Source organism: Streptomyces sp. B93 (assembly GCF_018070565.1).
Classification (GTDB): Bacteria; Actinomycetota; Actinomycetes; order Streptomycetales; family Streptomycetaceae; genus Streptomyces.
Window position 1 is genome coordinate 105718 of record NZ_JAGPXL010000006.1, and the last position, 25707, is coordinate 131424.

Sequence of the window (25707 nt, forward strand, 5' to 3'; positions counted from 1 at the left end):
CGTTCCCCTCCCGCGCCCCCACACCCGCTACCGTTGGCCGGATGAGCAGCGACGAGAAGCCGACCGAGAAGCCGACCGCGCCCCGGTCCCTCGCGGAAGCGCTCCGCTCGCGCGACGACGCCTCCCTCGCCGCCCTCCTGCGCAGCCGCCCCGACCTCATCACCCCGGTCCCCACGGACCTCACCCAACTGGCCACCCGCGCCGGAACCCGCGCCTCCGTCGTCCGCGCCCTGGAACGCCTGGACCGCTTCGCGGTACAGACGGCACAGGCCCTCGCGGTCGCCCCGGACCCCGCGACCTACGACGACCTGCTCGGCCTCCTGGCGGGCGACGACCGCGACCCCACGGTGACGGCCGCCCTCCCCCGCACCCTGCGCCTCCTGCGCGAACAGGCCCTGGTCTGGGGCCCGGACGACCGCCTGCGCCTGGTCCGCACCGCCCGGGAACTCCTCTCGCCCTCCCCCCAGCACCCCTCACCCACCGGCCTCGGCCCCACCGCCCAGGAGGCGACCGCGGGCATGTCCCCGGTCCGCATCCAGGAACTGATCGCGACGGTCGGCCTGCCCTCCACCCACGACTCGGTCTCCGCGGTGGCCGCGCTCACCGCCCTGTTCACCGACCGCGCCCGGATGAACGACCTGCTCGCCGAGGCCCCCGCCGAGTCCCTGGAGGTCCTGGACCGCCTGGTGTGGGGCCCGCCCTACGGCCAGGTCACCGCCGACCCGGCCCCCCGTCTGCGCTGGCTGCTGGACCGCGGCCTGCTGCTGCCCACCGCCCCGGGCACGGTCGTACTCCCGCGCGAGGTCGCCCTGCACCTGCGCGCGGGCCGGGCCCACCGCACCCCCGAGCCCACGCCGCCCCCCGTCACCACGGCCGCCACCCACAGTCCACAGGTTGTGGACGCGACAGCGGCGGGCCAGTCGTACACCGCCCTCGCGACGGTCGAGGAACTCCTGAAGGACTGGGACGAGGGCGGCCCGACGGTACTGCGGGCCGGTGGCCTGAGCGTGCGGGACCTGAAGCGCACCGCGGTCGCCCTGGACGTCGCCGAGCCGGTCGCCGCGTTCTGGGTGGAGCTGGCGTACGCGGCGGGCCTGCTGGCCTCCGACGGCGACGCCGACGAGCGGTACGCGGCCACCCCGGCCTACGACGAGTGGCTCCAGCTGCCCGCCGCTGAGCGCTGGGCCCGCCTGGCGGAGGCCTGGCTGACGGCGACCCGGACGGCCGGTGTGGTCGGCGGCCGGGACGCCAAGGACCGCACCCTGTCGGCACTGGGCCCGGGCCTGGACCGCTCCGCCGCCCCGGAGGTACGGCACCGGGTGCTGAGCCTCCTCGCCGACCTCCCGCAGGGCGCCGCACCGGCCCCCGACTCCGTCCAGGCCCGGCTGCGCTGGGAACGCCCCCCGCGCGGCACCGACGACCTGCGCGCCCGCCTCGCCGAGTGGACGCTGAACGAGGCGGAACTCCTCGGCGTCACCGGCCGTGGCGCCCTGTCGGCACACGGCAGGGCCCTGCTCGGCGCACCCCCCGCCGTGAAGCCCGACGACGCGCCGCCCGAGGGCCCCGGCGACAAGCTCCCCTTCCACCACCGCCCGACCACCCCTCACCACCCCGTCCTCACCCCCCAGGAACAGGCCACCGCCACCGCGGCGGCCGCCCGCCTCCTGGCCCCCCTCCTCCCCGAACCCCTGGACCACGTCCTGCTCCAGGCCGACCTGACGGCGGTGGCGCCGGGGCCGCTGCGACGCCCGCTCGCGGACGTGCTCGACGTCCTCGCGGACGTGGAGTCGAAGGGCGGCGCCACGGTCTACCGCTTCACCCCGGCCTCCGTACGCCGCGCCCTCGACGCCGGCCGCAGCGCCTCCGACCTGCACGCCTTCCTCGCGGCGCACTCCCGCACACCGGTGCCGCAGCCGCTCGCCTACCTCATCGACGACGTGGCCCGCAGACACGGCCACCTACGGGTCGGCGCCGCGTCGGCGTACGTCCGCTGCGACGACGACGCCGTACTGAACGAGATCCTCGCCGACAAGCGGTCCAGCGGGCTCCGGCTGCGCCGCCTCGCCCCGACGGTGCTGGCGGCGGGGACCGACCCGGCGGCGCTGCTGGAGGGCCTGCGGGCGATGGGCTTCGCCCCGGCCGCGGAGTCCGCGGAGGGTGATGTGCTGATCACGCGTGCGCATGCCCACCGCACGCCCCCGCGCACGCCTCCGGAGCCGGTCCCGGAGGGCCCGCCCACCCCGGACGACACGTTGCTGACGGCGGCGATCCGCGCCATCCGCGCGGGTGACCTCGCCTCCACGGCACCCCGCAAACCGGCCGCGGACGCCCGGCCGGTCGGCGGTGAGCTGCCGCGCACCGGTTCCGCGGAGACGCTGGCGACGATGCAGGCCGCGGTGCTGACGGGCCAGGCCCTGTGGATCGGCTACGTGAACGCGGAGGGCGCGGCGAGCCAGCGCGTGATCGCGCCCGTGCGCGTCGAGGGCGGTTTCGTGACGGCGTACGACCACACCGCGGACGAGGTCCGCACGTACCCGCTGCACCGGATCACGGGGGTGGCGGAGCTGGCGGACGACGAGGGCTGAAACGGGCGGGAGCTGTGACGGGGCGGGGTCACCCACGCGGGTGTAGCCCCGGGTTCATGCACGCCACGCCGGACACTTCCCACCCATGAGGGAGCTTGGGCCGTGTCCCGCATTCCGTCGTGGGGCGTGGGGCAGCCACCGGTTGTCCTGATCAAGGACGGTCGGGACGGAAGCCGGAACACCGGTCGAGCCCACCAACCCCCAGCAGACCCCGCCAGAGAGGAAGCTCCGTCATGCGCGCTGCCCGTCGAGTCGCCGCCGTACTGACCGCCACCGCCGTACTGATCGGCGCCTTCGCCACCCAGGCCGCGGCCATCGGCATCGACGTCGCCGGACTGGTCATCGAGACGCCGCCGATCTGAGTCCCGGGGCCGGGCCGGGCCCCATGTCCCGGGAGCGGCCCGGCCCGCGCCCCCTCCCGCGCGCGCCCTCTTCCACGCACCCCCTGCCCCTTGTACGCACCCCCTGTACGTGAAAGGCCCTGACGTCCCCATGAGTGCCAAGCTCCCCACCCCCGCCCGGTCCGCCCAGGCCCGTTCCGCCATCGCCGTCTCCGCGGCGGCCCTCTTCTCCACGGCCGCGCTGATCGCCGCGCTGGCCCCGGAGACCTCCTCGGCCACCGCCGCCCCCACGACCTCGCCCGCCCTGCCCCTCCCCCTGCCGATCGCCGCCGCCGAACCGCTGGTGACGGAGGGCATCAGCGTCGAGGGACCGCTGATCAACAACGTCAGTCTGCCCACGCTGAGGTAGCCCGGACCCCGGCGCCCCGGCGCATCCGGTAGCTGTCGCCGTCGAGGCGGACGGTCTCGGCGTGGTGGGCCAGCCGGTCCGCCATCGCCGGGGCCGCCGGTCCGCCGAAGACCTCCCCCCAGCGCTCCAGCGGCCGGTCGCAGGTCACGACCAGCGAGCCCCGTTCGTAGCGGTGGGAGACCAGCTGGAAGAAGAGCCGCGTGGTGTCCGCGTCGAACGGGACGTAGCCGACCTCGTCGACGATCAGCAGGGAGTAGGCGTCGAGGGCGGCCAGTTCCTCGGTGAGCCGCCCCGCCGACCGGGCGCCGGACAGCCGCGCGGCCCACTCCTCGGCGGTGGCGAAGAGCACCCGGTGCCCGGCCTCGCAGGCGCGTACCCCGAGGCCGACGGCGAGATGGGTCTTGCCGGTGCCGGGGGGCCCGGTGAGCACCACGTTGCCGGGTACGGCGAGGAAGTCCAGCTTGCCGAGGCGCGCCACGGCCTCCCGGTCGAAGGCGCGGGGGTGGTCGGCGTCGAACTCGTCCAGCGTCCTGCGCGCCGGGAAGCCTGGCCCTCCGGTGTACGACCGTCACAGCCTGACCTTCTCGCCGGGAAACGTGCAGATCCATGCGATCAGCGTCGCCCTGGAGATGCATGAGCAACGTGAGGCGCTGTCGATAAACCGGCGCACGAGCAAGGAGTTGGTCGCGTCACTTCCCAACTCTCGTCAGGGGCACCATCACATGGACCTGGCCCGCGCGTGGCTGTGGGATGGGAACCGCGACAAGGCGCTGAAGGAACTGGAGAAGGCTGAGGAGATCGCTCCCCAGCTCGTCCGCAATCACCCCATCGCGCGGTCAACGCTGCGGAGCATCGTGTACGCCGAACGGGCAAGCGCTCGGGAGAAGCTGCGCCGCATGTCAGACCGCTTCCACCTCGACGGCTGAGGGTCATATTCCTGCGGTTCATATTGGGCCCCGAGCGCACACTTAGCTTCGGGGCATGGCCGAACGAACCACGCAGCAACTCCCCACGTCCCAGACCGTTTTAACCGCAGGGAGCCCGTTCCATCCCCGCCTTGGCGACCTCGCCATCGATCTGGCCAAGGCGGGAACGATCGGGGTCGTCGTCGCCCTGCCGAGCGACAGCTCGGCGTCCTACCAACTCCGTCCGCCTGGCGGAGGCGTGGACTGGCGCGCAAGGTCCGACGGAAGCACCCTCCGCCCCGTGCCGGTTCCGGTCACGCACGTCACGCCTGTGAAGCGCGACGCCGTGTACGACCCGCGTGCTCAGCAAGCCGCCATGGCGGTGACCGTCCACTACGAGGACGGCGGCGTCTGCGAGTCGATGCTCGTCCTCACGCCTGCGCAAGTCGAGCTGTACTACAACCAGCTCGGCCGCATGATCAAGGCGAGGGAATCGGCTCAGGATCGTCAGCGGTGAGGTCGGACGTGCTGATGCTCGCCCCACCGACCTCTGCACGTGCCTCCGTGCGGCCTCCCGTCGCGTTCCGGTGTGAGGCCACTGCCCATGACCTCAGCGGCTCCCGCGAGGTCCTGCTCGCCACCTATCGCGGCCGTTCCCCACGCCTCGCGGCACGGTGGCTGAGAGCATCGGCGCATCGTTTCGCGCGGCTGCTGTCCCCGGACTTCGACGCCCGGGGCCTGAGTGACGCACCGCTCCTCCTTGCGGGCCCCGAAGTCCCTCGCCCTGATGTCGAGTTACGGGCGTGGGCAGACAGCGATGCGGCGTACGAGCAAGCCCTTCAAGCCCTAGCAGCAGGCAGCGTCTTCGTGTTCGCCGTGGCGGACTACGACGCTCGGTACTGCCTCCGTGTGTACCCGCTGCCGACTCGCCGGCCTCGCCTTCCGCAGCATCCTGCCCTGGCCGGGGAGCTTCTCCACCCCTCAGTGAGGGCGGGCCGTCACCGACGTCCCCGCGGGCGTCGCCCGACCCGATGACTCCCGCCCCCGCGTCTTTTCCGGTTCCCCCGGCGCGGGGGCGGGTCCACCACGCGATCGCACTGAACCGCTCAACGCACACCCGCCGCTCTGCGGCGCTGTCCTGCCCATCTACCGAGGGGAAGACGCGGTGACCATCTATCCCGTATCGCCGAACACCGTGCTCGCCAACGCGCTGACGAATGCTGAGGACCTGCTGAGGCCGCACATCGCCCAGGTGGATCCGGAGCGCATCGTGTTCGTGGTGGGAACGCAGATCAACGGAGCACCGCACGTCGGCACGTCGCTGGTTCAGTCGCTCACGTTCGCCACGGCGGCCCGGATCCGGGACAGGTTCGGCTTACCGGCTGAAGTCCAGTTCGGCGCACTCGACAACGCCCCGTACGCCATCGTGACCGACAAGGAGACCGGTCACCGATACCAGCGGGCCTACGCGCACGCCCTGGGCGAGGTGGGCATCGCTGACCAGGTCGACAAGCTGTACCGCCCGCTGTTCACCGCGCTGTCCGAGCGCCTGGACGTGCCGTACTCCGTCGAGACCTACAGCCAGCAGCAGGCGGGCGAGCACTTCCGCCGTACCTGGCTGCTCCTGCTGCCCCGGCTGGACGCCGCACGCTGGCACCTGTCGCCGTCGTCCGGCGTGCCACACGTTCGTGTTCCCCGCCCGCGCCCTGGCTGCGGGTGGGCCGAGAAGTACGCCGAGCGCACCCACGTCCGTGACGACGGTGTCGAGCGTGCAACCATCTCGGCTGTGTGCCTGCACCACGGCGAATACGAGGTCGTCATTGAACCCCTGGGCGGTGCATACCTCGACCTCGCCACGCTGTACCGGAACCTCGTCAAGGAACTGGCGGTCGTTGGAGCGCGAGGCACGCTGTACGTCATGGTCAAGGGCAGCGACTGGATGCCCGGCTGTCTTCTCGTCGACGGCGCCCTACAGGCCGTGGGTCTCACTCGCGGACAGATGACCGCCCGGCTCTTCTGCCCCCAGGTCGTCACGGACACGGGCGCGAAGCTGTCCAAGTCCCTCATCCGCGAGGGGCGCGCGCCCTTGCCCGACGGTGCGGCCCCGTGGATGCTCGACACCCGCGAGTGGCCCGGCTCGTTGGGAGAGTACGTCGATCGCCTGCTCGGTCTGACCGACGTGTTACTCGCCGACCCACGCCATTTCTTCCGCTCGTACTCGGCCGGTGAACTCGGCCGGCTCGTGTCCGCTGCAAGAGCAAGGAGCGTTCCCGCCCCATGACGGAGACTGCCGCCGCGCGCGTCCGTGAACTGAACCTCTACCGCCGCTACTTCGACCTCGTCGCCGCTGGTCAGAAGACGATCGAGGTGCGGGTGAAGTACCCGCACCTCGAAGACCTGGCCGCTGGAGACGTCATCCGCTTCCGCATCAAGGGCACCGAAGAGACGTGTGACGTCCTGGTGAAGCGGGTCACGGAGTACAAGTCGTTCGAGGAGCTGCTTGACGGGGAGGGCCCGGCGAACGTCAACCCGGCCTCCCCTCGCGAGCAGCAGCTCGCCAACATCCGCGACATCTACCCGGCGGACAAGGAAGCGCTCGGCGCGCTCGCCATCGAAATCGAGCTGCCGCCTCGGTAAGCCCGCCGCACGGTCCCCGCTCCCCCGAGGGGGACCCCGGTGCCGATGGTACCGGGGCGGTCGGCGTGCTCGAACGCGGGAGCGACTGCAACCCGCGTACCCCACTGTCCAGTTTGAGAGGGTCACTGTCGAAGTCCGGTTGGCCGCTTCCCAGTTCTGACCTGCACCATCGAAAGTCAGCCACGGCGGCGGGTGCGTCGAACGAGCACCCGTCACGTGTGTCTCCAGCAACCCCCCGCCGGCCCCAGCCACGCTTCCTCGATCCGTCACGGCCCTCGACCCCCTCCCGGCTTGGGCGTTGCCGACGAAGAGCCTGGCACATGGGCCTGCTTGCTGCTTTGGAGTCCAACGGCTGCGAAGCGCGGACTGGTCGGATGGCACGGTCTCGCTTGGTCGGTGTCGGCCTGGTCCTGGTGCTCGGAGTGGTCGCGTTGCTTCCTGGTCTGACCGTTCGCCTCGGCATGGCTGCGCGCTGAGCGGGTGGGGGCCGCCGGAGCTGTGGCGGAGACAAGGAGCGGCGGCGGCCCATGGCCGCCAGCGCGCGGCCCGCCGTAGGCGGGCCGCCTTGATCGCCGGTTACCGGAAAGTCATATTCGGCCCGGTACGGCTCCGTCCTGCCAGCGGTAGAGGTCTCGCAGCAGGGAAATCTCGCCGCCGTGATGGATCAGCTCCCTGTTGACGTGCAGGACCCTGTTCTCCATGGGAAACCGCTCCGGACCCACCGTGGGCGGATTCTCCAGGTCAGCGTCCGAGAGCTCGCGGACTCCCGCCTTCCATCTCCCGTACATCTCATCGAGCTGTTTCAGCGCCTCGTCAGCGGTCCCCGCGTAGGCGAATGTCTCGGAGTCGACGCCCTGGCCGCCGAAGTACCATCCGACCCGATAGCCCAGGCACGAGACGATGATGTGCGCCAGCCGCCAGGCAATCGTGGTCACCGGCGCCGGCACCGGGTCAGGGGACGCGAAGTCCATCGTCCACTCCCCCGAACCCGCCGAAATCGGTGCGGCCGACGTGCCACGTGGGCGGATGCTCCAGCAGCCGCGCACCGGCTCCCAGAAGTATTCCTCGTCGGTAAGACCCTCCAGACGTGGCCGCAGGTTCTTGCGCCAGTACCAGTCCAACTGCTCCGCGAGCCGCTCGCTCCTTGTCATTGCCGCACACTACATACAAGCGGCGCCCCCACCTCGTCCGTCCGGTGGGGGGCCGCTACCTGTGTCCGGTGACGTCGGCGTCAGCCCTGGCTGTCAGCCGCCTCGGCCTCTGGTTTGTTCTCCTCCGCCGCTGCCGCCCGGCGCATGTGCCCCTCCTCGCCGAAGTACACCGACAGGCGTGAGATGTCCAGCTTCTTCCCGCCCCGCCGCGCCGGTGCCACCTCCACGTAGCCGCCCGCGTTCAACAACAGGTCTCGCTTACCGGCCACGTCCGAGCGCTTCCATTGCTCGGCGTGCGTCTCGCCGGTCGGCTCCGCCTTCACGCCCCCCGGCTTCGCCGTGCGCTGCCTCTCCTTCAGGGACGCCAGACGCTCCTCCAGCTTGGCGTACTGCTCCGCGTACCGGATCGCTCCGTCGTCGCCCTTAAACAGGCCCCGGTCGTAGCGATCTTTCTGCAAGTCGGCCAACGCTTCCTCGGCCTGCCTGATCTGCGGGCGGAAGTCTTCGCCCACCTCTTGGACCATCCGCATCACGGAAAGGTGCCCGTACTTCGCGAGGAACTGCTCGGTGACGTGCTCCTCGGTGGTCACCCCGGCCACGGTCGGCCCGTAGCACTTCACGCCCTGCTTCTCCTCCCCCTTGGCCGCCCGCTGGCGGTACTTCAGCGGGCCGATGCACCGGTACCGAAGCTGACCGTTGCGCCCGCTGAAGGTGTACATGCGCTCGCCGCAGACTCCGCAGTGCATGATGCCGCGCAGCAGCGACGTCCCCTCCCGGCGCTTCTCACCGGGGTTGGCACGGCGCTCCAACTCGTCCTGGAGCATCTGCCAGGTGTCCGTGTCGAGGATCGGCGGGCGGTTGACCAGGGGCAGCCCGTCCGTCCGCAGGATCGGCTTTCCGTCCTCGATGACCTGGCCGAGCAACTGGGGGTTGCCCAGCATGCTGCGCAGCGTGGTCGTGTACCACTGTTTGGAGTCGCTGCGCTTGCCCGTGGTCTGGCGTGAGGTGTGGCCGGGTGACGGGACGCCCTCCTTGTTGAGGTCGTTGATGATCTGCATGAGCGAGTCCTTGGCCAGGACCCGCTCCACGATCCGCTTGATCGTCTTGGCCTCGTCCTCGTTGACCGCGAGGACCTTGCCCGCCCCATTGGGGTTGGGGACGACCATGTACCCGTACGGGACCCGACCGCCGGTGTAGCGGCCCTCGCGGCGCAGGTGCTCGTGCGCGCTGGACACCCGCATGCCGATGGTGTCGGACTCCAGCTCGGCGAAGACCGCGATCACCTTCGCCATGGCCCGGCCCATGGACGACGTAGGTCGAGCGGCTCCGTGGCCGACGCGAGCGCAACGCTCTGGTGCTCGGCGAGTCGCATGATCTCCGCGAAGTCGACCGTCGAGCGCGCAAGGCGGTCGATCTTGAAGAACACGATCACGTCTAGCTCGGCGAGCCTGGTCAGGATGCGTTGCAGGCCCGGCCGGTCGAGCCCGCGCGAGAAGCCCGAGACATCGATGTCCTCCTCGGCGGCTACGACCTCCCAGCCGCGTGCCTCGCACAACGCCTCACAGGCCGCGCGCTGACGTTCCGGCGAAGTCGTCTCGTCGGTTTCCCGCTATAGGCGAACATAGATAGCGGCGCGCATCCCCGGCGCGCTGGCCGGGACGCCCTTCCGGCGTCGGGCACGGGGCATAGCCCGTGCTGTGACAGGCGTTGTTTCTGTCATGAGACGACCTTATCTCCGGAGGTATGTGTGTCCTGCCTAATCGTCCAGTCCGACAAGACGCTGCTCCTCGAGGTCGACCACGAGCGGGCCGACGAGTGCCGCCGTGCCATCGCCCCCTTCGCGGAGCTGGAGCGGGCGCCCGAGCACATCCACACCTACCGGGTCACCCCGCTCGGCCTGTGGAACGCGCGCGCGGCCGGGCACGACGCCGAGCAGGTCGTGGACGCGCTGGTGCAGTTCAGCCGCTACCCCGTGCCGCACGCGCTGCTGGTCGACATCGCCGAGACGATGGACCGCTACGGCCGTCTGACCCTCAGCAAGCACCCCGCGCACGGCCTCGTCCTCACCACCACCGACCGCCCGGTGCTGGAGGAGGTGCTGCGCTCCAAGCGGATCGCCCCGCTGGTCGGCGCCCGTATCGACCCGGACACGGTCGCCGTGCACCCCTCGGAGCGCGGGCAGATCAAGCAGACGCTGCTGAAGCTGGGCTGGCCCGCCGAGGACCTCGCCGGGTACGTCGACGGCGAGGCGCACCCGATCGAGCTGGCCGAGGACGGCTGGGCGCTGCGGCCCTACCAGAAGCAGGCGGTGGAGAACTTCTGGCACGGCGGCTCCGGCGTGGTCGTGCTGCCCTGTGGCGCGGGGAAGACGCTGGTCGGCGCGGGTTCGATGGCGCAGGCCAGGTCGACGACGCTGATCCTGGTCACCAACACGGTCTCGGCGCGGCAGTGGAAGCACGAGCTGGTGAAGCGGACGTCGCTGACCGAGGACGAGATCGGCGAGTACAGCGGTACGCGCAAGGAGATCCGCCCGGTCACCATCGCCACGTACCAGGTGCTGACGACCAAGCGGAAGGGCGTCTACCCGCACCTTGAGCTGTTCGACTCCCGGGACTGGGGTCTGATCATCTACGACGAGGTGCACCTGCTGCCCGCGCCCGTCTTCAAGTTCACCGCCGACCTCCAGGCCCGCCGCCGCCTCGGCCTCACGGCCACCCTGGTCCGCGAGGACGGCCGGGAGTCGGACGTGTTCTCCCTCATCGGGCCCAAGCGGTTCGACGCGCCGTGGAAGGAGATCGAGGCGCAGGGGTACATCGCGCCCGCCGACTGCGTGGAGGTCCGCGTCAACCTCACGGACTCCGAGCGTCTCGCCTACGCGACCGCCGAGGCGGAGGAGAAGTACCGCTTCTGCGCGACGACCGACACCAAGCGCAGGGTGACCGAGGCGATCGTCCGCCGCTTCGCGGGCCAGCAGATCCTGGTCATCGGCCAGTACATCGACCAGCTCGACGAACTGGGCGAGCACCTGAACGCGCCCGTCATCAAGGGCGAGACGACCAACGCCCAGCGGGAGAAGCTGTTCGACGCGTTCCGCCAGGGCGAGATCAGCGTGCTGGTGGTGTCGAAGGTGGCGAACTTCTCCATCGACCTGCCCGAGGCGACGGTCGCCGTCCAGGTCTCCGGCACCTTCGGCTCCCGCCAGGAGGAGGCGCAGCGCCTCGGCCGCGTCCTGCGCCCCAAGGCCGACGGCCACCAGGCCCACTTCTACTCGGTCGTCGCCCGCGACACCCTCGACCAGGACTTCGCCGCCCACCGGCAGCGCTTCCTCGCCGAACAGGGCTACGCCTACCGGATCATGGACGCGGACGAACTGCTGGCGGAGAGCTGAGCGACGCGCTGGAGGGGCCCCGCCGTGATTCGTCGGCGGGGCCCGCCGTAATTCATTCGCCGGGTCCCCGCCCCGTCACCTAAAATCTCCGCTCTTGCCCGCCTCCCTTCACGGAGTGCCGCCGACCGGACGGAAACCGGTCGGCACACCGGTTCCAGTCACCCCAGCAGGTCACCCGGAGGCACCCCCTTGTCCGCGTCCGTCGACGACCCCCTCGCGCGTGAACGCGCACACCTCACCGCCTCCCGCGCCGCCCTGCGGGCCATGCGGGAGGACGTCGAATCCCTCGACATCAGCAACTCCACCGCGAACTGGGTGGACGCGCAGATCCTGGCCCGCCACATCGACGAGCGCATCAAGGCACTCGCCGACCTCAGCCACACCCCGCTCTTCTTCGGCCGCCTCGACTACCTGCACGCCCCCGGCGCCGACGTCGCCGAGGGTGCGGAGGGCGAGCGCTTCTATATCGGGCGGCGGCACGTCCACGACGCCGACGGCGACCCGATGGTCATCGACTGGCGGGCGCCGGTCTCCCAGCCGTTCTACCGGGCGTCCAAGAAGGACCCGATGGACGTCGGCCTGCGCCGCCGCTTCGGCTACACGGGCGGCGACCTGACGGCGTACGAGGACGAGCACCTGTCGGACCCGGCGGAGGCGGCGCGCACCAGCAAGCTGCTCCAGCAGGAGATCGAGCGCCCGCGTGTCGGCCCGATGCGGGACATCGTGGCGACGATCCAGCCCGAGCAGGACGAGATCGTACGGTCCGGCCTTGGCGGCACGGTGTGTGTGCAGGGCGGCCCCGGCACCGGGAAGACGGCGGTCGGCCTGCACCGCGTCGCCTACCTGCTGTACGCCCACCGCGAGCGGCTGGCCCGCACCGGTACTCTCGTCGTCGGCCCGAACCGCTCCTTCCTGCACTACATCGAGCAGGTGCTGCCCGCGCTGGGCGAGCTGGCGGTCAAGCAGGCGACGGTCGACGACCTGGTGGCCCACGTGGAGGTGCGGGGCACGGACGACGCGGCCGCCGCGGTCGTCAAGGGCGACGCGAGGATGGCCGAGGTGCTGCGCCGGGCGCTGTACTCGCACGTGAGTGTGCCCACCGAACCGGTCGTGGTGGTGCGCGGCTCGCGCCGCTGGCGCGTCCCGGCGTACGAACTCCAGGAGCTGGTCCGGGAGTTGCTGGAGCGGGACATCCGCTACGGCGCCGCCCGCGAGGCCCTGCCGCAGCGCATCGCGCACGCCGTGCTGGTGCAGATGGAACGCTCCGGTGAGGCGCCCGACGACCGGGTGCAGGACGCCGTCGCCCGCAACAGCGCGGTGAAGGCGGCGGTGAAGGCCCTCTGGCCGCCGGTCGACCCGCAGAAACTGGTGCTGCGCCTGCTGTCGGACGCCGACTTCCTCGCCGTACACGCGGAAGGGCTGCTCAGCGAGGACGAGCAGAAGACGATCCTGTGGACGAGACCGGCCCGCTCCCCGAAGTCGGCGAAGTGGTCGGCGGCGGACGCGGTGCTGATCGACGAGGCGACCGACCTGGTACGGCGCACCCACTCGCTCGGCCATGTCGTCCTGGACGAGGCGCAGGACCTGTCCCCCATGCAGTACCGGGCGGTCGGGCGCCGCTGTACGACCGGTTCCGCGACGGTCCTGGGCGACCTGGCGCAGGGCACCACCCCCTGGGCGACCCGCGACTGGCGGGAGGCACTGGCCCACCTGGGCAAACCGGACGCGACGGTCGAGGAGCTGACGGCGGGCTTCCGCGTCCCCACGGACGTCATCGTCTACGCCTCCCGGCTGCTGCCGCACATCGCACCCGGTCTGACCCCGGTGGCGTCGGTGCGGGAGAACCCCGGTTCGTTCGAGATTCGCCGGGTGACGTCGGCGTCCGAGGTGGTCGCGGCCTGCGTGGAGTCACTGGGCCGCGAGGGCTCGATCGGCCTGATCGCCGCCGATGCCCGCGTCCCGGCCCTCTCCGAGGCCCTCAGCGGGGCGGGGATCACACCGCTCGCGCCCGGTGAGGAGACCACCCCCGACCGCCGTCTCACCCTGGTCCCGGCGTCGCTGGCGAAGGGCCTGGAGTACGACTACGTGGTCCTGGACGAGCCCCAGGCCGTCGTCGACGGCGAACCCGACGAACGCACCGGCCTGCGCCGCCTGTACGTCGCCCTGACCCGGGCCGTCTCGGGCCTGACCGTCACCCACGCGGCGCCGCTGCCACCGCAGTTGACGCAGGTGGCCTGAAGCCGCCCTCGGCCCGGCCGCGCTCAGGGGTGCCGCCTCGGTCGGGTCCGCTCGGCACCGCCGCCCCGGCCCGGCCCGAACCGCTGACAGGTGCCGCCTCGATCCGGTCCGCTCAGGACCGCCGCCCCAGCCCGGCCCGAACCGCTCACAGATGCCGCCTCGGTTCAGCCGCGCGCAGGGGTGCCGCCTCGGCCCGGCCGCCTGGAACCGCCGGCCCGGCCCAGTCCACTCGGCACCGCCGCTCCGGCCCCATCCGGTCAGCACCGCCGCCCCAGCCCCGTCCGGTCAGCACTGCCGCCCCCGCCCCGTCCGGTCAGGGCTGGTCGAGGGCCTCGCGCCACTCCCGCACCGCCCTCGCCGACACCGGCCCGGCCCACCCGTCCGGCCGGGCCGCGCCGCCGATGTGGAAGGCGTCGATACCGGCGGCGAGCAGGTCGGGCACATGGTCGAGCCGGAGGCCGCCGCCGACCAGGATCCGGGGCGCGTACCCCTGCTCCCCGTGCCGTGCCGCCTCGGCGAGGAGGGTGGGGAGGCCGTCGTCGACGCCGGTGTCGGCGCCCGCCGTGAGGTAGGTGTCGAGGCCGGGGAGGCCGTCGAGCTGCTTGCGCAGGGCGTCGCGGTCGGCGGCCCGGTCGATGGCCCGGTGGAAGGTCCACCGGCAGCCGTCCAGCGCGCCGACGACGCGCTCCACGGCGTCCAGGTCGACCCCGCCGTCGGCGTCGAGGAAGCCGAGCACGAACTCCGTCGCCCCGGCCTCCCGCATCTCCTCCGCGACACCGACCAGCCGCTCGACGTCCCCGGCAGCGAACCCGTCCGCCAGCCGCACCATCACGCGCAGCGGAATGTCGACGGCGGCACGGATCGCGGCCACGGTCGCGGTCGGCGGGGTGAGCCCGTCGGCCGCCATCTCGGTGACCAGTTCGAGGCGGTCCGCGCCTCCGGCCTGGGCGGCGACCGCGTCCTCGGCGTCGAGGGCGATCACCTCCAGGAGCGCACGCGTGCTCATAGGACCCCTTTCCTCGGGTTTCCCCTGGAGCGGCTACAGGTCTAGTCCAATATCAGGGTACGCCGGGGAAGGGCCACGATCACATCCGATGTTCGGCCGCGCATATCCGGCCGTCGTTCAGCCGGGGACGATCGGGGGGTGATCACCCGTAGATGTTCAGCTCCCCGGCCTCCACCCCCGCCAGCTCGAACCCGGCCCCGCCGTCCGGCACGGCGCGCCCCGCGTACAGCCGTACGAGGGTCGGGGCGTCGCCGATGTAGCGGGCGGGGGTCCGCTCCCCGCCTCCGTCCCCGAGCAGCAACGGCTCGTCGAGGTCGTCGAGATCGGCGTGCAGCGGCACATGCCCCCGCTCCCGGGTCACCCACGCCAGCAGCTGAAGCGCGTGCGGCAGCCCCGGCCCCGCGTACGCCCCCGGCTCGCCGAGCGCCTCGCGCACATCCCCGGCGTGCACCCACTCCCCCAGCGCCAGCGCGTCCAGCCGCCCCCGGGTCCTGGCCAGCACCGGCCCCGTCTCCGTCATCCCCCGCTCCAGCTCGTCGAGGATCCGCGCGGAGGTCCAGTCGGCGCGCTCGGCGATGTCCCGGTCGTTCGACTCGGGCGAGAAGACACCCTCCTCGAACCGTTTCTCCAGCACCCTGCTGAACGCGGCGGAACAGTGCGCGAGCACATCCCGCACCGTCCACCCCGGACACGCCGGCACCGGCCGCCCGAAGTCCTCCTCCGCCCGCCCCCGCAGCAGCGGCAGCAGCGCGTCCCGCTCGACGACCAGCAACCGGCCCGGCAGCTCGGCGTCCCGTCCGTTGTGCACATCCGTGGCAGTCATGGGGACCACGCTAGGCGGAGGATGCCGGTCGTCGGCGGCAGAATGGCCGCATGGCCGACGACCCGACCCCCCTGAGCGCCCTCCGCTTCCGCTTCGCCCACGCCCTGGAAGGGGTCCGGGGGCCGGGTGGGGCGCCCGACCCGGGGCCGTACGCGGAGAACCTGCTGGCGCGCTGGAGCGAGCCCCAGCGGCACTACCACACGGTGGCGCACCTCGCGGCGGTGCTCGGGCACATCGACGTGCTGGAGGAGTACGCGGCCGACCCGGACGTCGTCCGGCTCGCCGCCTGGTTCCACGACGCGGTCTACTTCCCCGACCGTTCGGAGAACGAGGAGCGGTCGGCGCGGCTCGCCGAGCGGGCGCTGCCGGAGGCGGGCGTGTCGCCGGAGAAGACCGCCGAGGTGGCCCGGCTGGTGCGGCTCACCGTCACGCACGACCCCGCCGCCGACGATGCCGACGGCCAGGTGCTGTGCGACGCCGACCTGGCGATCCTCGCCGCCGCCCCGTCCGCGTACGCCGCGTACACCGCCGCCGTACGCGAGGAGTACGGCTTCGTCCCGAACGACGCCTTCCGCGAGGGACGCGCCGCCGTGCTGCGGCAACTCCTCGGTCTGCCGCGCCTGTTCCACACCCCGTACGGCGCCGAGCACTGGGAGGCGACCGCCCGCTACAACCTCACCGGCGAGCTGGAAATGCTGTCGTCCTGAGAGCGCCGTCCGGTCTAGCCTGCTCGGCATGCGCATCACGGGTGGGGAACAGGTACGGCAGGCCGTCGCGGACGCGGTGGCGGTGCTCGGCACGGCGACCGGGCGGGACTGGGGCACCGTCAGGGCGGGATCGCTGGAGTGGAGCTGCCGGGGGACGGCCGCGCACATCGCCAGCGACCTGATCGCCTACGCGGGGAACCTGGCGGGGCGCGCCCAGAGCGCCTACGTCCCCTTCGAGATCACCGTCGACGGCACGGACGACGGCCTCGACCCCGCCGACAACGCGGGCCTCCTGCACGTCATCGAGACCACCGGCGCCCTCCTCACCGCCACCGTCGACACCACCCCGCGGCATGTGCGCGCCTTCCACCCGTACCCGTTCCGCAGCGCGAACCGCGAGGGCTTCGCCGCGATGGGCATCGCCGAGGTGCTGCTGCACACCCACGACATGGCGCAGGGCCTCGGCCTGGCCTACGAGCCGCCCGCCGAGCTGTGCCGGTTCGTGCTGACGCGGATCTTCCCGCACGTCCGCCCGGGCCCCGACCACTGGCACACCCTGCTGTGGGCGACGGGCCGCGGCGAACTGCCCGGCCGCCCCCGGCTCACCGAGTGGCGCTGGAGCAACAACCTCGTGATCACCTCCGAACGCCTCACCCTGGAGGGCGTCACCCCGGCCGCCGCGTTCGACCTGGCCGCGGGCGGCGACGGTGGCTTCGACTGGGTCGAGGGCGGCCCCATCGACGGCACCCGCGAGGGCGCCGGAATGCTGCTGAAGCAGTACGAGGCGGGGACGCACCGCCCCGAGTGGGGCATGTACGTCCTGGTCCGCCCCGACGACGACCGCGCCCTCGGCGCCATGGGCTTCCACGGCACCCCCGACCCCGACGGCCGCGTCGAGATCGGCTACGACCTCGCCGAACCGGCCCGCGGCCACGGCTACGCCACCGAAGCCCTGCGCACCCTCGCCGCCTGGGCGCTGGCGCGCGACGACGTCCGTACGGTCTTCGCCACCGTCGAACGGGACAACACCGCGTCCCGGGCGGTCCTCAAGCGCGCCGGGTTCACCCAGGTGAGCGCTCCGGAGGACGACGGGGGCGACGGGGGGCTGTACGCGTACGAGCTGCGCGGCTGAGGCGGGCTTCCCCGTTGACGATCTCGTGGCCTGAGCCATTGCCAGTCGCTACGGTGGGAACCATGACCGCACGGCCCGACTGGATGCGCCCGCCGCGCGCGGAAGGCTGGTTCGCGGAGGACCTGGACCGCCTCCCCGAGGCGCCCCGCCATACCGAGCTGATCGACGGAGCGCTCGTCTTCATGCTGTCGCCCCAGCGGTCCTGGCACGGCCGCCTCGTCACCGCCCTCACGACCACACTCATGGAAGCCGCACCGGCCGGTTTCGAGGTCGAACGGGAGATGACGATAAGGCTCGACGAGCGCAACCGGCCGGAACCCGACCTCCTCGTGACAACCGCCCCCTACGACCCTCACCGCACCTGGTACGCCCCGGACGAGGTGCGGCTCGTCATCGAGGTCGTCTCACCCGAGTCCGCGCACCGCGACCGCACGGTCAAGCTGCGCAAGTACGCGGAGGCGGGCATCCCGCACTACTGGTGCGTCGAGGACGAGCACGGCGCTCCGGTCGTCCACATCTACGAACTCGACGAACCGACCAGCCTCTACGCACCCGCGGGAATCTTCCGCGGCACCCTGAAGCGTCCCGTCCCCTTCGAGATCAGCCTCGACCTCGACACGCTCACCCCGCCCACCGGCACGACCGGCGCCTAGGCGCTGCGCCCCTTGGGCCTGCGCAGCCCCGCCGCGGTGAGGAGTCTCACCACCTCGCGGCTGCTCACCTCCACCGCCCCGGCGCGCACCGCGTCGGCGTAGCGGTGGGACGGGAGGTCGTAGTGGTCGCGTTCGAAGGCGCGGCGGGGCACGCCCAACCGTTCGGCGAACCGGTGGAGTTCGTCGAAGGAGCGGTCGCTGACGAGATGGGACCACATACGGCCGTGGCCCGGCCAGGTGGGCGGGTCGATGTAGACGGTCACGACGACGCGGACGCCCCGCCCCCGCCGAGGGCGCCGACCGCGGCGACCTTCACACCCGCCTGGTGGCAGACCCAGTGCGGGTCGGGCCCCAGCTCTGGCTCGACCTCCAGGGCGTGCGGGTCGCCGGTGCCGCAGACCGGGCACAGCGGCCAGCGGCCGTACCGCTCCAACAGGGCGTCCTGTACGTCCTGTGCGACCAGTCCGGCGAGGAACTCCGCGCCGTCCGGCCACTGCTCGACCCACCAGCGCCGCTGCACGACGGACTCCTCCACCAGCGACACCACGTCCGCCTCGGCGACCTCACGCGCCACCAGATCGGCGAGCACGAGGGCGCGCGCGGCATGCAGAGCCTGTTCCAGGGGGCTGATGGGGTCCATGCACCTATTGTGCGCACTCTTGACCAACGGACCGAACTGGAAATATTTTTCATATGTGAACCGCAACGTGAAGGAAACTTTCGCGGAGGGGAAGCCCACGACCGCCCCGGCCCCGTCCCCTCCCGCCCCCGCAGCTCTCGCCGCCAAAGTACGTACCCTCGCCCCCTCCATGACACGCTCCATGCAGCGCGTCGCCGAGGCCGTGGCGAACGACCCGGCGGGCTGCGCCGCCCTCACGGTCACCGGTCTCGCCGAACTCACCGGCACCAGCGAGGCCACCGTCGTACGCACCGCCCGCCTCCTCGGCTACCCCGGCTACCGCGACCTGCGCCTCGCCCTCGCCGGCCTCGCCGCCCAGCAGCAGTCCGGCCGCGCGCCCGCCATCACCACCGACATCGCCGTGGACGACCCCATCGCGGACGTGGTGGCGAAACTCGCCTACGACGAACAGCAGACCCTCGCCGACACCGCCGCGGGCCTCGACACCACCCAGCTCAGCGCCGCCGTCGCCGCCCTCGCCACCGCCCGCCGCACCGACGTCTACGGCATCGGCGCCTCCGGCCTCGTCGCCCAGGACCTCACCCAGAAACTCCTGCGCATAGGCCTGATAGCGCACGCCCACAGCGATCCGCACCTCGCCGTCACCAACGCCGTACAACTGCGCGCCGGAGACGTCGCCATCGCCATCACCCACTCCGGCTCCACCGGCGACGTCATCGAGCCACTGCGGGTCGCCTTCGAACACGGCGCCACGACCGTCGCCATCACCGGCCGCCCCGACTCCCCGGTCACCCAGTACGCCGACCACGTACTGACGACCGCGACCTCCCGGGAGACGGAACTGCGCCCCGCCGCGATGTCCTCCCGGACCAGTCAGCTGCTGGTCGTGGACTGCCTGTTCGTGGGCGTCGCGCAGCGCACCTACGAGACGGCGGCCCCCGCCCTCTCCGCGTCCTACGAGGCGCTGGCCCACCGGCACCGGAGCGCACCGCGCGGCTGAGCCCCGTCGCACGTCACTGACACCCACGTCGAAGAGAGCCGCCTCTCCATGACCTCATCCACCTCCGGCCCCCACGACCTGCGCGCCCAGTTGGAGACCCTGACCACCGAGGCCTTCCGCCCCGAACTCGCCGACATCGACCGCCTCCCCACCGTCGAGGTGGCACGGCTGATGAACGCCGAGGACGCGACCGTCCCCGCCGCCGTCGCCCGGCGCCTCCCCGAGATCGCCGCCGCCATCGACGCCACGGCCGACCGGATGAGCAGGGGCGGCCGCCTCATCTACGCGGGCGCGGGCACCGCGGGCCGCCTCGGCGTCCTCGACGCCTCCGAGTGCCCGCCCACCTTCAACACCGACCCCGGCCAGGTCCTCGGCCTCATCGCGGGCGGCCCCTCCGCCATGGTCACCTCCTCCGAGGGCGCCGAGGACTCCCGCGAACTCGCCGCCGCCGACCTGACCGCGATCGCCCTCACCGCCGACGACACGGTCGTGGGCGTCTCCGCGTCCGGCCGCACCCCCTACGCCGTGAGCGCGGTCGAACACGCCCGGACCCTCGGCGCGTTGACCATCGGCCTCGCCTGCAACGAGCACAGCGCCCTCGCCTCCGCCGCCGACCACGGCATCGAGATCGTCACCGGCCCCGAACTGCTCACCGGCTCCACCCGCCTCAAGGCGGGCACGGCCCAGAAGCTCGTCCTCAACATGATCTCCACGATCACGATGATCCGCCTCGGCAAGACCTACGGAAACCTGATGGTCGACGTCCGCGCCTCCAACGCCAAGCTCCGCGCCCGCTCCCACCGCATCGTCGCCCTGGCAACCGGAGCCGACGACCCGGACATCGAGGCGGCCCTGACGGCGACCGACGGGGAGACGAAGAACGCGATCCTGGTCGTACTGGCGGGGATTGACGGGGAAACGGCAGCACGGCTGCTGCGCGACTCGGGGGGCAGGTTGCGGGAGGCGCTGGCGGTGGCGGTGGGCGGGTAGAGGGAGGGGTGGGGACGGAGACTGCCGGGGGGTGCTCGTGGTCAGGGCTGCTAGGGAGACGGACGACGACGGGATACGCATGCCACGCCTGCGCCCGGCAGAGGTACTGGGCCGAGGGGCGGCATACGGCCTGGCGGCTTCCCTCACCCTCCTGATCAGCGCCCCGCTGCTCCCACCCGACGAGCGGCCGGACCACCTGTCGGCCATCAGCTTCCTCGCCCTGACCATCGGCCTGACCCTGCTCGTCATAGGGGCGTTCCTGTGGTGGTGCTGCCTCGGCGACATCCGCCGCTTCCGCGACTGGCGGACCCTCACCGGCCAGACCTCCGGCGTCACGGTCATCGCCCCCGCGTGCCTGCGCATCGGCGGCGTGACGCTGCCCCTGTCCCCCACGGCACTCCTCCTCACCCACCTGACCAGCGGCTGACCCGGTTCACCAACCGCACCTGCGCCCGCAACACCTCCTCCCGCCGAGCAGGCCGCAACACCTCCGGCGGACAGTCCCACTCACGCCCACCCCCGAGCGGCCGCACCTGCACGGACCTGCCGACGTGCCCCATGACCTCCCCCAGCCTGTCGTCCCGCTCGTCCACCACATAGCCGCCGACAACCGGCCACTCCCCACGCAGCGCCGACGCCAGCCGCTCGGCGACACGCGCGTTGCAACGCCCGAGATCGACGAGCGCCGCATCGACCCGAAGCCCCGGCAGCACGACCCCGACCCCCCTGAGCGCCTTCTTCAGAACCACCAGAACCTCATCAGCCGACCGCACGCCCACCACACCCACCTCTCCACGCAGAGTTCACCGTTCACCACACAGCGTGTCGACAACCCCTCTAACCTGGCCATACGGGACGCCCCAACAACCTCCTCTGTCCGACCGGGAGTTGCACATGCCAGGACCGAAGGACCTCGACCCGTCCTCCTCCCCCCCGCGCGCTACTGGGAGCAGAACTCCGCCACGCCCGCGAGAAGACAGGCCTCAGCCAGGAGGAACTGGGCCAACGACTGTTCGTCAGCGGCACGTTCATCGGCCAGCTGGAGGCGGGGACGCGACGGATGCAGCCGGAGTATGCGCGGATGCTGGATGAGGTGCTGGGGACGGAGGATTTCTTCCGCCGGAATTGCAGCGCGGCGGCCAAGTCCCGCTATCCCGAGCACTTCGCGGAAGCTGCGGAAGCGGAGGCGGTTGCCACGGAGATCCGGCAGTACGCTTCCACGCTGATCCCCGGACTCCTTCAGACACCGGCATACGCCCGCGCCGTCAACCGCGCTTACGAGCCCACAGCACCGGAGGAGACGATCAGCGAGCGAACGGAAGCCCGGATGGCGCGGACGCGTCTGCTCGATGATCCAACCAAGCCGCTGTTGTGGGCCGTGATCGACGAAGCGGCACTGCGCCGGAAGACCGGTGGCCGAGCGGTGATGGCGGAGGCGTTGCACCGCATCGTGGACCTGGCCGGACAGAGCAGAGTCATCGTGCAGGTCCTGACGTTCGACGCGGGAGCACACACCTCGATGGAGGGCTCCCTGAAGTTGATGGACTTCGAGGACGCCCCTCCCTTGGTCTACTTCGAGGGCGTCGGTACCGGACGCTTGGAGGACGACCCAGCCACCGTCACCCGCATGAGGTTCACCGTTGAACTCCTCACGGCCTCAGCCCTCTCGCCGCAGAAGTCCCTAGCCTTGATCGAGGCGTTGGCGCAGGATTACGCGCATGAGGAACATCCCTGACTACGACTTCAGCGCAGCCGTCTGGCGCAAGTCCAGCCACAGCGGCGGAAGCGGCGGCGACTGCGTCGAGGTAGCCGAAGCCCACCCCACCCTCATCCCGGTCCGCGACTCCAAGAACCCCGACGGCCCGAAGCTCACCTTCCACACAGAGCCCTGGTCAGCCTTCGTAACCAACCTCAAGCGCACGTAACTCCCAAGTGACCGTTGGGGCCGCCCGCTTCTTTGCCAGTGTCGTGCTTCCACGACCCGAGTAAAGGGCGCTCCGCTGTCGCTCCGCGTCGGCTGCGCCGATCGGCCTCCGGCCGACCCTTGACTCGGCTCGCTCCAGCCCGGGTAAGAAGCGAGCGGACGGCCCGGAAAGACGGGTGGCCAGGCCCGTTCTCCCTTCAGGTGGGCTGCGTGGTGGGCGTGGGTTGGGGGGCGCGTCGGCGCCTCGCCAGCACGCCGGGCCGGCTCAGCGACCTGCGGCCCGGTGGGCGGTTGCGCGTCAGGTGGTCGGGAGCACGCCGGGGTCGGCTGAGCGTCCAGCGGCCGGTGGGCGGGGCGCGCCGGGTGAGTGGCGGCACGCCGGGAGGGCTCAACGGCCATCGACCCATGACGGGCGCGCACCCAGTGGTCGGGAGAACGCCGGGATCGGTTAAGCGTCTCTCGGCTGGTGGGTGGTGGGTGAGGAGACGCGGGTGGCAGTCGCCGAGCACGCTCGCTTCGGCGACCGACCGTCGGTGTCGGGTGCGCGCCGGGGGAGCGGGCCACACCGGGCAGGCTTGGCGACTAGGGGCCCGGTGTTCGGGGCGCGACAGGCGGTCGGGGCACGCCGGGATCGGTTCAGCGGCAGAAGGCCGGTGGAGGGCGGGTGGTGCGTGCGCGGTCCGTGGACGGGGTTACACCAGATCGGCTCAGCGACCATCGGAGGGGCCGGGCTGTGTGTGGGCGGGGGAAGCACGGGGCGGGACCGGGACCTTGCCGGGATGGGCGGACCCTGGCCAGCAGGCAGGGGCTGACGGCCCTCACCCATCACGCAGACCTCACCGACCCCACAAGACAGAGCCCCAGACGCCAATTGGCCTCTTTGACCCACACGCCCTCTGACCAAGCACGACATACGCCCAGGTCACAGAGGGTGGAGGCCAGACACTCCATGAGCCAAAGGCACCAATCGCCTCTTCAAGGGGCACTTATGAGGCTGATGTGACTCCAGAGGTCCGCCCTGCGATCCCAACAGCCACCTGCACCTCAGGCATCCCACTCCTCACAAGCTCCGACACAGACGCGGATACCGACACCGGCACGGACAGTGGGAGCGGCACCGGCGCCCCACAGCAGCGAGGCCCGTCGACCAAACACCCGCCCCAACAAATCCACCCCGCCCACCAACCAGCAGGAGCCGCTGATCCCACCCGGCGCGCACCCCCACCGAGCACTGGCCGCTGAGCCGACCCCGGCGTGCCCCCACCAACCGGGCGCGCACCCGCCTCCGGCCGATAGCCGCCAAGCCAATCCCGGCGTGCCCCCGACCACCTAACGCGCAACCGCCCACCGGGCCGCAAGCCGCTGAGCCCACCCGGCGTCTGGCGAGGCGCCGACGCGCCCCCACAACCCCGGCCCACCACCCAACCCACCCGCATGGCCAACACGGCCCGGCCACCCGTCTTTCCGGGCCGCTCGCTCGCTTCTCACCCGGGCTGGAGCGAGCCGAGTCAAGGGTGGCCCGTAGGATGGCGTCCCGCCGAGTGGTGTAATCAGTCGAGCTCGCTTGGTTCCGCTTCGGCGGGGATCTGCCGTTGCGGGGTCGGCTTGTCGGTGAAGAGCTCGGCCATGGAGCCTTCGGAGAGGTAGCGGCGGTCGAAGACCTGCCACTCATCGTGGAGTTCGGCTAGGACCGCGGCGGCGAGCCGGTCGAGGGCGGCGGGGTTGGGAAAGACCTGGACGACGTCGGCCCGCCGTTTGATCTCCCGGTTCAGCCGCTCCAGCGGATTCGTCGACCAGATCTTCTTCCAGTGCGCCGGCGGGAAGTCTGCGAACGCCGTGATGTCTCCGGCCGCCTCCAGCAGCATGGTCCTGACCGGAGGGAACTGCCGTCCGAGCATGTCGGCCACGACATCCAGCTGGCTGCGGACCTGCTCGGCGGTGGTCTGCGCGAAGATCGTGCGGATGGTCGCGGCGACCATCTCCGCCGAGCCCTTTTCGATCACGGAAAAGACGTCGCGGACGAAGTGGACCCGGCACCTTTGCCAGGCCGAGCCGAGGAATACGGTGCGGATCGCAGCCACCAGCCCGCTGTGGCTGTCGGAGATCACCAGCTGGACGTTCTCCAGGCCGCGGGCCCGCAGCGAGCGCAGGAACTTCGTCCAGAACGGCTTCGACTCGCTGTCGCCGACCATCAGCCCGAGGATCTCGCGGTGGCCGGTAGCGGAGATGCCGGTGGCGATGACCACGGCCTGCGAGACGATCCGGTGATTCACGCGGGCCTTGCAGTAGGTCGCGTCCAGGAAGACGTAGGGGAACACGGTGTGATCCAGCGGCCGCTCCTTGAACGCGGTCAGTTCCTCGTCCAGCTCACCGCAGATCCGGGAGACCTCCGACTTGGAGATGCCGCTGTCCGCACCGAGTGCTTTGACCAGGTCATCGACCGAGCGGGTCGAGACGCCGTGCACGTATGCCTCCATGACCACGGCGAACAGGGTCCGGTCGATGCGCCGGCGCCGCTCGAGCAGCGAGGGGAAGAACGATCCGGTCCGCACCTTGGGGATCTTCAGGTCCAGATCGCCGGCCTGCGTGGTCAGCAGCCTCTCGCGGTGTCCGTTGCGCCAGGTGGTGCGCTCGCCAGAGTGCTCACGCGGGGCGGCCCCGATGGCCTCGGTCGCCTCGGCCTCGATGAGTTCCTGCAGGATGCTCGCACAGCGACCTGATCGTCTCAACACCGTCGGCCGTACGTATCGACTCCAGCAGCCGCAACAGGTCAGACTGGGACAAGGCCATCGCGTCCTCCTCCGGTTGAACTGGCCGTTCACCAGAGAGACTTGCGCGATGGCCTGCCCTTGTTCAGGGAGCAATGACCGACAGCGGATGCACGCCCCGGGCAGAGTTCCGCGCATTCCGCAGCCCTGACCGGCTACACCACTCGGCGGGACACCATCGCCCGTAGGGCCATCGCCGAAGCCGACGCGGAGCGACAGCGGAGCGCCCTTTACTCGGGTCGTGGAAGCACGACACTGGCAAAGAAGCGGGCGGCCCCAACGGCGACTTCGCAGCCGTACGCTCACCCGACCCACCACCTCTCACAGCAACTCACCCTCCACGACGCCTGGTCTCCGCCCCTGTGACATGGGCGGGTGTCTTGCCCCAGCCTCGCGGCTCCCGTACTCAC

23 protein-coding genes and 4 pseudogenes are annotated in these 25707 nt (G+C 71.4%); 17 read left to right on the plus strand and 10 right to left on the minus strand.

The features are described 5' to 3' along the window. Nucleotides 1-41 precede the first annotated feature (41 nt). From KBY47_RS08075 to KBY47_RS36990, 3 genes are all read left to right on the plus strand, one after another. Nucleotides 42-2585 carry a helicase C-terminal domain-containing protein gene (locus KBY47_RS08075; protein WP_210920281.1) on the plus strand — a complete coding sequence of 848 codons (2544 nt, stop codon included), beginning with the start codon at nt 42-44 and terminating at the stop codon, nt 2583-2585. 233 nt (nt 2586-2818) lie between these two features. Beyond that, a complete protein-coding gene (locus KBY47_RS36985) occupies nt 2819-2947 on the plus strand; it encodes a hypothetical protein (protein WP_282108377.1) in 129 nt (42 codons plus the stop codon). 130 nt (nt 2948-3077) lie between these two features. Beyond that, nucleotides 3078-3335, plus strand: coding sequence for a hypothetical protein (locus tag KBY47_RS36990; RefSeq protein WP_210920442.1), 258 nt, complete (start codon nt 3078-3080; stop codon nt 3333-3335). On the opposite strand, the gene KBY47_RS08085 is transcribed toward KBY47_RS36990, so the two are convergent. Continuing rightward, nucleotides 3313-3861, minus strand: coding sequence for an ATP-binding protein (locus KBY47_RS08085; RefSeq protein ID WP_282108385.1), 549 nt, complete (start codon nt 3859-3861; stop codon nt 3313-3315). The two genes, KBY47_RS36990 and KBY47_RS08085, sit on opposite strands and share 23 nt — an antisense overlap. 22 nt (nt 3862-3883) lie before the next feature. On the opposite strand from KBY47_RS08085, the pseudogene KBY47_RS08090 reads away from it, so the two are divergent. From KBY47_RS08090 to KBY47_RS08105, 4 genes and pseudogenes are all read left to right on the plus strand, one after another. Further along, nucleotides 3884-4261: pseudogene (locus KBY47_RS08090) on the plus strand (transcriptional regulator); the annotation flags it as partial. A 55-nt stretch (nt 4262-4316) separates the two neighbouring features. Further along, a complete protein-coding gene (locus KBY47_RS08095; RefSeq protein ID WP_210920282.1) occupies nt 4317-4757 on the plus strand; it encodes a hypothetical protein in 441 nt (146 codons plus the stop codon). A 648-nt stretch (nt 4758-5405) separates the two neighbouring features. Then, nucleotides 5406-6521 (plus strand): hypothetical protein, encoded by a 1116-nt coding sequence (locus KBY47_RS08100; RefSeq protein WP_210920283.1) that lies wholly within the window; start codon nt 5406-5408, stop codon nt 6519-6521. After that, the gene (locus tag KBY47_RS08105) at nt 6518-6877 is read left to right on the plus strand and encodes an ASCH domain-containing protein (RefSeq protein ID WP_210920284.1); all 360 of its coding nucleotides are present in this window, start codon (nt 6518-6520) and stop codon (nt 6875-6877) included. The genes KBY47_RS08100 and KBY47_RS08105 overlap by 4 nt, the downstream gene beginning before the upstream one ends. A gap of 587 nt (nt 6878-7464) precedes the next feature. Here KBY47_RS08105 and KBY47_RS08110 read toward each other — a convergent pair. From KBY47_RS08110 to KBY47_RS08120, 3 genes and pseudogenes are all read right to left on the minus strand, one after another. Beyond that, entirely contained in the window at nt 7465-8028 is a 564-nt protein-coding gene (locus KBY47_RS08110) for a DinB family protein (RefSeq protein ID WP_210920285.1), read from the minus strand. A gap of 80 nt (nt 8029-8108) precedes the next feature. Next, nucleotides 8109-9320, minus strand: coding sequence for a recombinase family protein (locus KBY47_RS08115; RefSeq protein WP_210920286.1), 1212 nt, complete (start codon nt 9318-9320; stop codon nt 8109-8111). Then, a pseudogene (locus KBY47_RS08120) lies at nt 9308-9616 on the minus strand (recombinase family protein); the annotation flags it as partial. The gene KBY47_RS08115 and the pseudogene KBY47_RS08120, both read right to left, overlap by 13 nt. A 159-nt stretch (nt 9617-9775) precedes the next feature. Here KBY47_RS08120 and KBY47_RS08125 point away from each other — a divergent pair. Beyond that, entirely contained in the window at nt 9776-11416 is a 1641-nt protein-coding gene (locus KBY47_RS08125; protein ID WP_210920287.1) for a DNA repair helicase XPB, read from the plus strand. Between the two features lie 189 nt (nt 11417-11605). Further along, entirely contained in the window at nt 11606-13654 is a 2049-nt protein-coding gene (locus tag KBY47_RS08130) for a UvrD-helicase domain-containing protein (protein WP_210920288.1), read from the plus strand. A gap of 313 nt (nt 13655-13967) precedes the next feature. On the opposite strand, the gene KBY47_RS08135 is transcribed toward KBY47_RS08130, so the two are convergent. After that, complete coding sequence (locus KBY47_RS08135; RefSeq protein WP_210920289.1) at nt 13968-14660, minus strand: copper homeostasis protein CutC; 693 nt, start codon at nt 14658-14660, stop codon at nt 13968-13970. A gap of 142 nt (nt 14661-14802) precedes the next feature. Next, complete coding sequence (locus KBY47_RS08140; protein WP_210920290.1) at nt 14803-15483, minus strand: maleylpyruvate isomerase family mycothiol-dependent enzyme; 681 nt, start codon at nt 15481-15483, stop codon at nt 14803-14805. Nucleotides 15484-15533: 50 nt separating this feature from the next. On the opposite strand from KBY47_RS08140, the gene KBY47_RS08145 reads away from it, so the two are divergent. The 3 genes from KBY47_RS08145 (at nt 15534) to KBY47_RS08155 (ending at nt 17975) form a co-directional block, all read left to right on the plus strand. Beyond that, nucleotides 15534-16190 carry a hypothetical protein gene (locus KBY47_RS08145; protein ID WP_210920291.1) on the plus strand — a complete coding sequence of 219 codons (657 nt, stop codon included), beginning with the start codon at nt 15534-15536 and terminating at the stop codon, nt 16188-16190. 28 nt (nt 16191-16218) lie between these two features. Further along, complete coding sequence (locus KBY47_RS08150; RefSeq protein WP_210920292.1) at nt 16219-17322, plus strand: GNAT family N-acetyltransferase; 1104 nt, start codon at nt 16219-16221, stop codon at nt 17320-17322. A 62-nt stretch (nt 17323-17384) separates the two neighbouring features. Then, nucleotides 17385-17975, plus strand: a complete 591-nt coding sequence (locus tag KBY47_RS08155) for a Uma2 family endonuclease (RefSeq protein ID WP_210920293.1) — start codon at nt 17385-17387, stop codon at nt 17973-17975. Here the strand turns inward: KBY47_RS08155 and KBY47_RS08160 are convergent. Together KBY47_RS08160 and KBY47_RS08165 are read right to left on the minus strand one after the other, a co-directional pair. Next, nucleotides 17972-18238 carry a DUF4031 domain-containing protein gene (locus KBY47_RS08160; RefSeq protein ID WP_210920294.1) on the minus strand — a complete coding sequence of 89 codons (267 nt, stop codon included), beginning with the start codon at nt 18236-18238 and terminating at the stop codon, nt 17972-17974. The genes KBY47_RS08155 and KBY47_RS08160 overlap by 4 nt on opposite strands. Continuing rightward, on the minus strand, nt 18235-18615 hold the full coding sequence (locus KBY47_RS08165) for a hypothetical protein (protein ID WP_210920295.1): 381 nt from the start codon (nt 18613-18615) through the stop codon (nt 18235-18237). The genes KBY47_RS08160 and KBY47_RS08165 overlap by 4 nt, the downstream gene beginning before the upstream one ends. A gap of 55 nt (nt 18616-18670) precedes the next feature. Between KBY47_RS08165 and KBY47_RS08170 the strand changes: the two genes are divergently transcribed. The 3 genes from KBY47_RS08170 to KBY47_RS08180 all read left to right on the plus strand — a co-directional run bounded on the left by KBY47_RS08170 (nt 18671) and on the right by KBY47_RS08180 (nt 21032). Continuing rightward, nucleotides 18671-19615, plus strand: a complete 945-nt coding sequence (locus tag KBY47_RS08170; protein WP_210920296.1) for a MurR/RpiR family transcriptional regulator — start codon at nt 18671-18673, stop codon at nt 19613-19615. A 48-nt stretch (nt 19616-19663) separates the two neighbouring features. Then, complete coding sequence (gene murQ, locus KBY47_RS08175; protein WP_210920297.1) at nt 19664-20605, plus strand: N-acetylmuramic acid 6-phosphate etherase; 942 nt, start codon at nt 19664-19666, stop codon at nt 20603-20605. A gap of 79 nt (nt 20606-20684) precedes the next feature. Further along, a complete protein-coding gene (locus KBY47_RS08180; protein WP_210920298.1) occupies nt 20685-21032 on the plus strand; it encodes a DUF6336 family protein in 348 nt (115 codons plus the stop codon). Here the strand turns inward: KBY47_RS08180 and KBY47_RS08185 are convergent. Next, on the minus strand, nt 21010-21378 hold the full coding sequence (locus KBY47_RS08185) for a hypothetical protein (RefSeq protein ID WP_210920428.1): 369 nt from the start codon (nt 21376-21378) through the stop codon (nt 21010-21012). The genes KBY47_RS08180 and KBY47_RS08185 overlap by 23 nt on opposite strands. 121 nt (nt 21379-21499) lie before the next feature. On the opposite strand from KBY47_RS08185, the pseudogene KBY47_RS08190 reads away from it, so the two are divergent. Both KBY47_RS08190 and KBY47_RS08195 read left to right on the plus strand, forming a co-directional pair. Beyond that, nucleotides 21500-22340 (plus strand): annotated as a pseudogene (locus KBY47_RS08190) (Scr1 family TA system antitoxin-like transcriptional regulator). Then, a complete protein-coding gene (locus KBY47_RS08195; RefSeq protein ID WP_210920299.1) occupies nt 22324-22530 on the plus strand; it encodes a DUF397 domain-containing protein in 207 nt (68 codons plus the stop codon). The pseudogene KBY47_RS08190 and the gene KBY47_RS08195 overlap by 17 nt, the downstream one beginning before the upstream one ends. A 1549-nt stretch (nt 22531-24079) precedes the next feature. On the opposite strand, the pseudogene KBY47_RS08200 reads toward KBY47_RS08195, so the two are convergent. Beyond that, nucleotides 24080-25319 (minus strand): annotated as a pseudogene (locus KBY47_RS08200) (IS256 family transposase). Nucleotides 25320-25707: the final 388 nt, after the last annotated feature.

Bases quoted from the DNA above. Each gene is read 5' to 3' on its own strand.
- KBY47_RS08075 (WP_210920281.1), top strand. From the start codon at position 42: ATGAGCAGCGACGAGAAGCCGACCGAGAAGCCGACCGCGCCCCGGTCC.
- KBY47_RS36985 (WP_282108377.1), top strand. From the start codon at position 2,819: ATGCGCGCTGCCCGTCGAGTCGCCGCCGTACTGACCGCCACCGCCGTA.
- KBY47_RS36990 (WP_210920442.1), top strand. From the start codon at position 3,078: ATGAGTGCCAAGCTCCCCACCCCCGCCCGGTCCGCCCAGGCCCGTTCC.
- KBY47_RS08095 (WP_210920282.1), top strand. From the start codon at position 4,317: ATGGCCGAACGAACCACGCAGCAACTCCCCACGTCCCAGACCGTTTTA.
- KBY47_RS08105 (WP_210920284.1), top strand. From the start codon at position 6,518: ATGACGGAGACTGCCGCCGCGCGCGTCCGTGAACTGAACCTCTACCGC.
- KBY47_RS08110 (WP_210920285.1), bottom strand. From the start codon at position 8,028: ATGACAAGGAGCGAGCGGCTCGCGGAGCAGTTGGACTGGTACTGGCGC.
- KBY47_RS08115 (WP_210920286.1), bottom strand. From the start codon at position 9,320: ATGGCGAAGGTGATCGCGGTCTTCGCCGAGCTGGAGTCCGACACCATC.
- KBY47_RS08135 (WP_210920289.1), bottom strand. From the start codon at position 14,660: ATGAGCACGCGTGCGCTCCTGGAGGTGATCGCCCTCGACGCCGAGGAC.
- KBY47_RS08140 (WP_210920290.1), bottom strand. From the start codon at position 15,483: ATGACTGCCACGGATGTGCACAACGGACGGGACGCCGAGCTGCCGGGC.
- KBY47_RS08145 (WP_210920291.1), top strand. From the start codon at position 15,534: ATGGCCGACGACCCGACCCCCCTGAGCGCCCTCCGCTTCCGCTTCGCC.
- KBY47_RS08150 (WP_210920292.1), top strand. From the start codon at position 16,219: ATGCGCATCACGGGTGGGGAACAGGTACGGCAGGCCGTCGCGGACGCG.
- KBY47_RS08155 (WP_210920293.1), top strand. From the start codon at position 17,385: ATGACCGCACGGCCCGACTGGATGCGCCCGCCGCGCGCGGAAGGCTGG.
- KBY47_RS08165 (WP_210920295.1), bottom strand. From the start codon at position 18,615: ATGGACCCCATCAGCCCCCTGGAACAGGCTCTGCATGCCGCGCGCGCC.
- murQ (WP_210920297.1), top strand. From the start codon at position 19,664: ATGACCTCATCCACCTCCGGCCCCCACGACCTGCGCGCCCAGTTGGAG.
- KBY47_RS08180 (WP_210920298.1), top strand. From the start codon at position 20,685: ATGCCACGCCTGCGCCCGGCAGAGGTACTGGGCCGAGGGGCGGCATAC.
- KBY47_RS08195 (WP_210920299.1), top strand. From the start codon at position 22,324: ATGAGGAACATCCCTGACTACGACTTCAGCGCAGCCGTCTGGCGCAAG.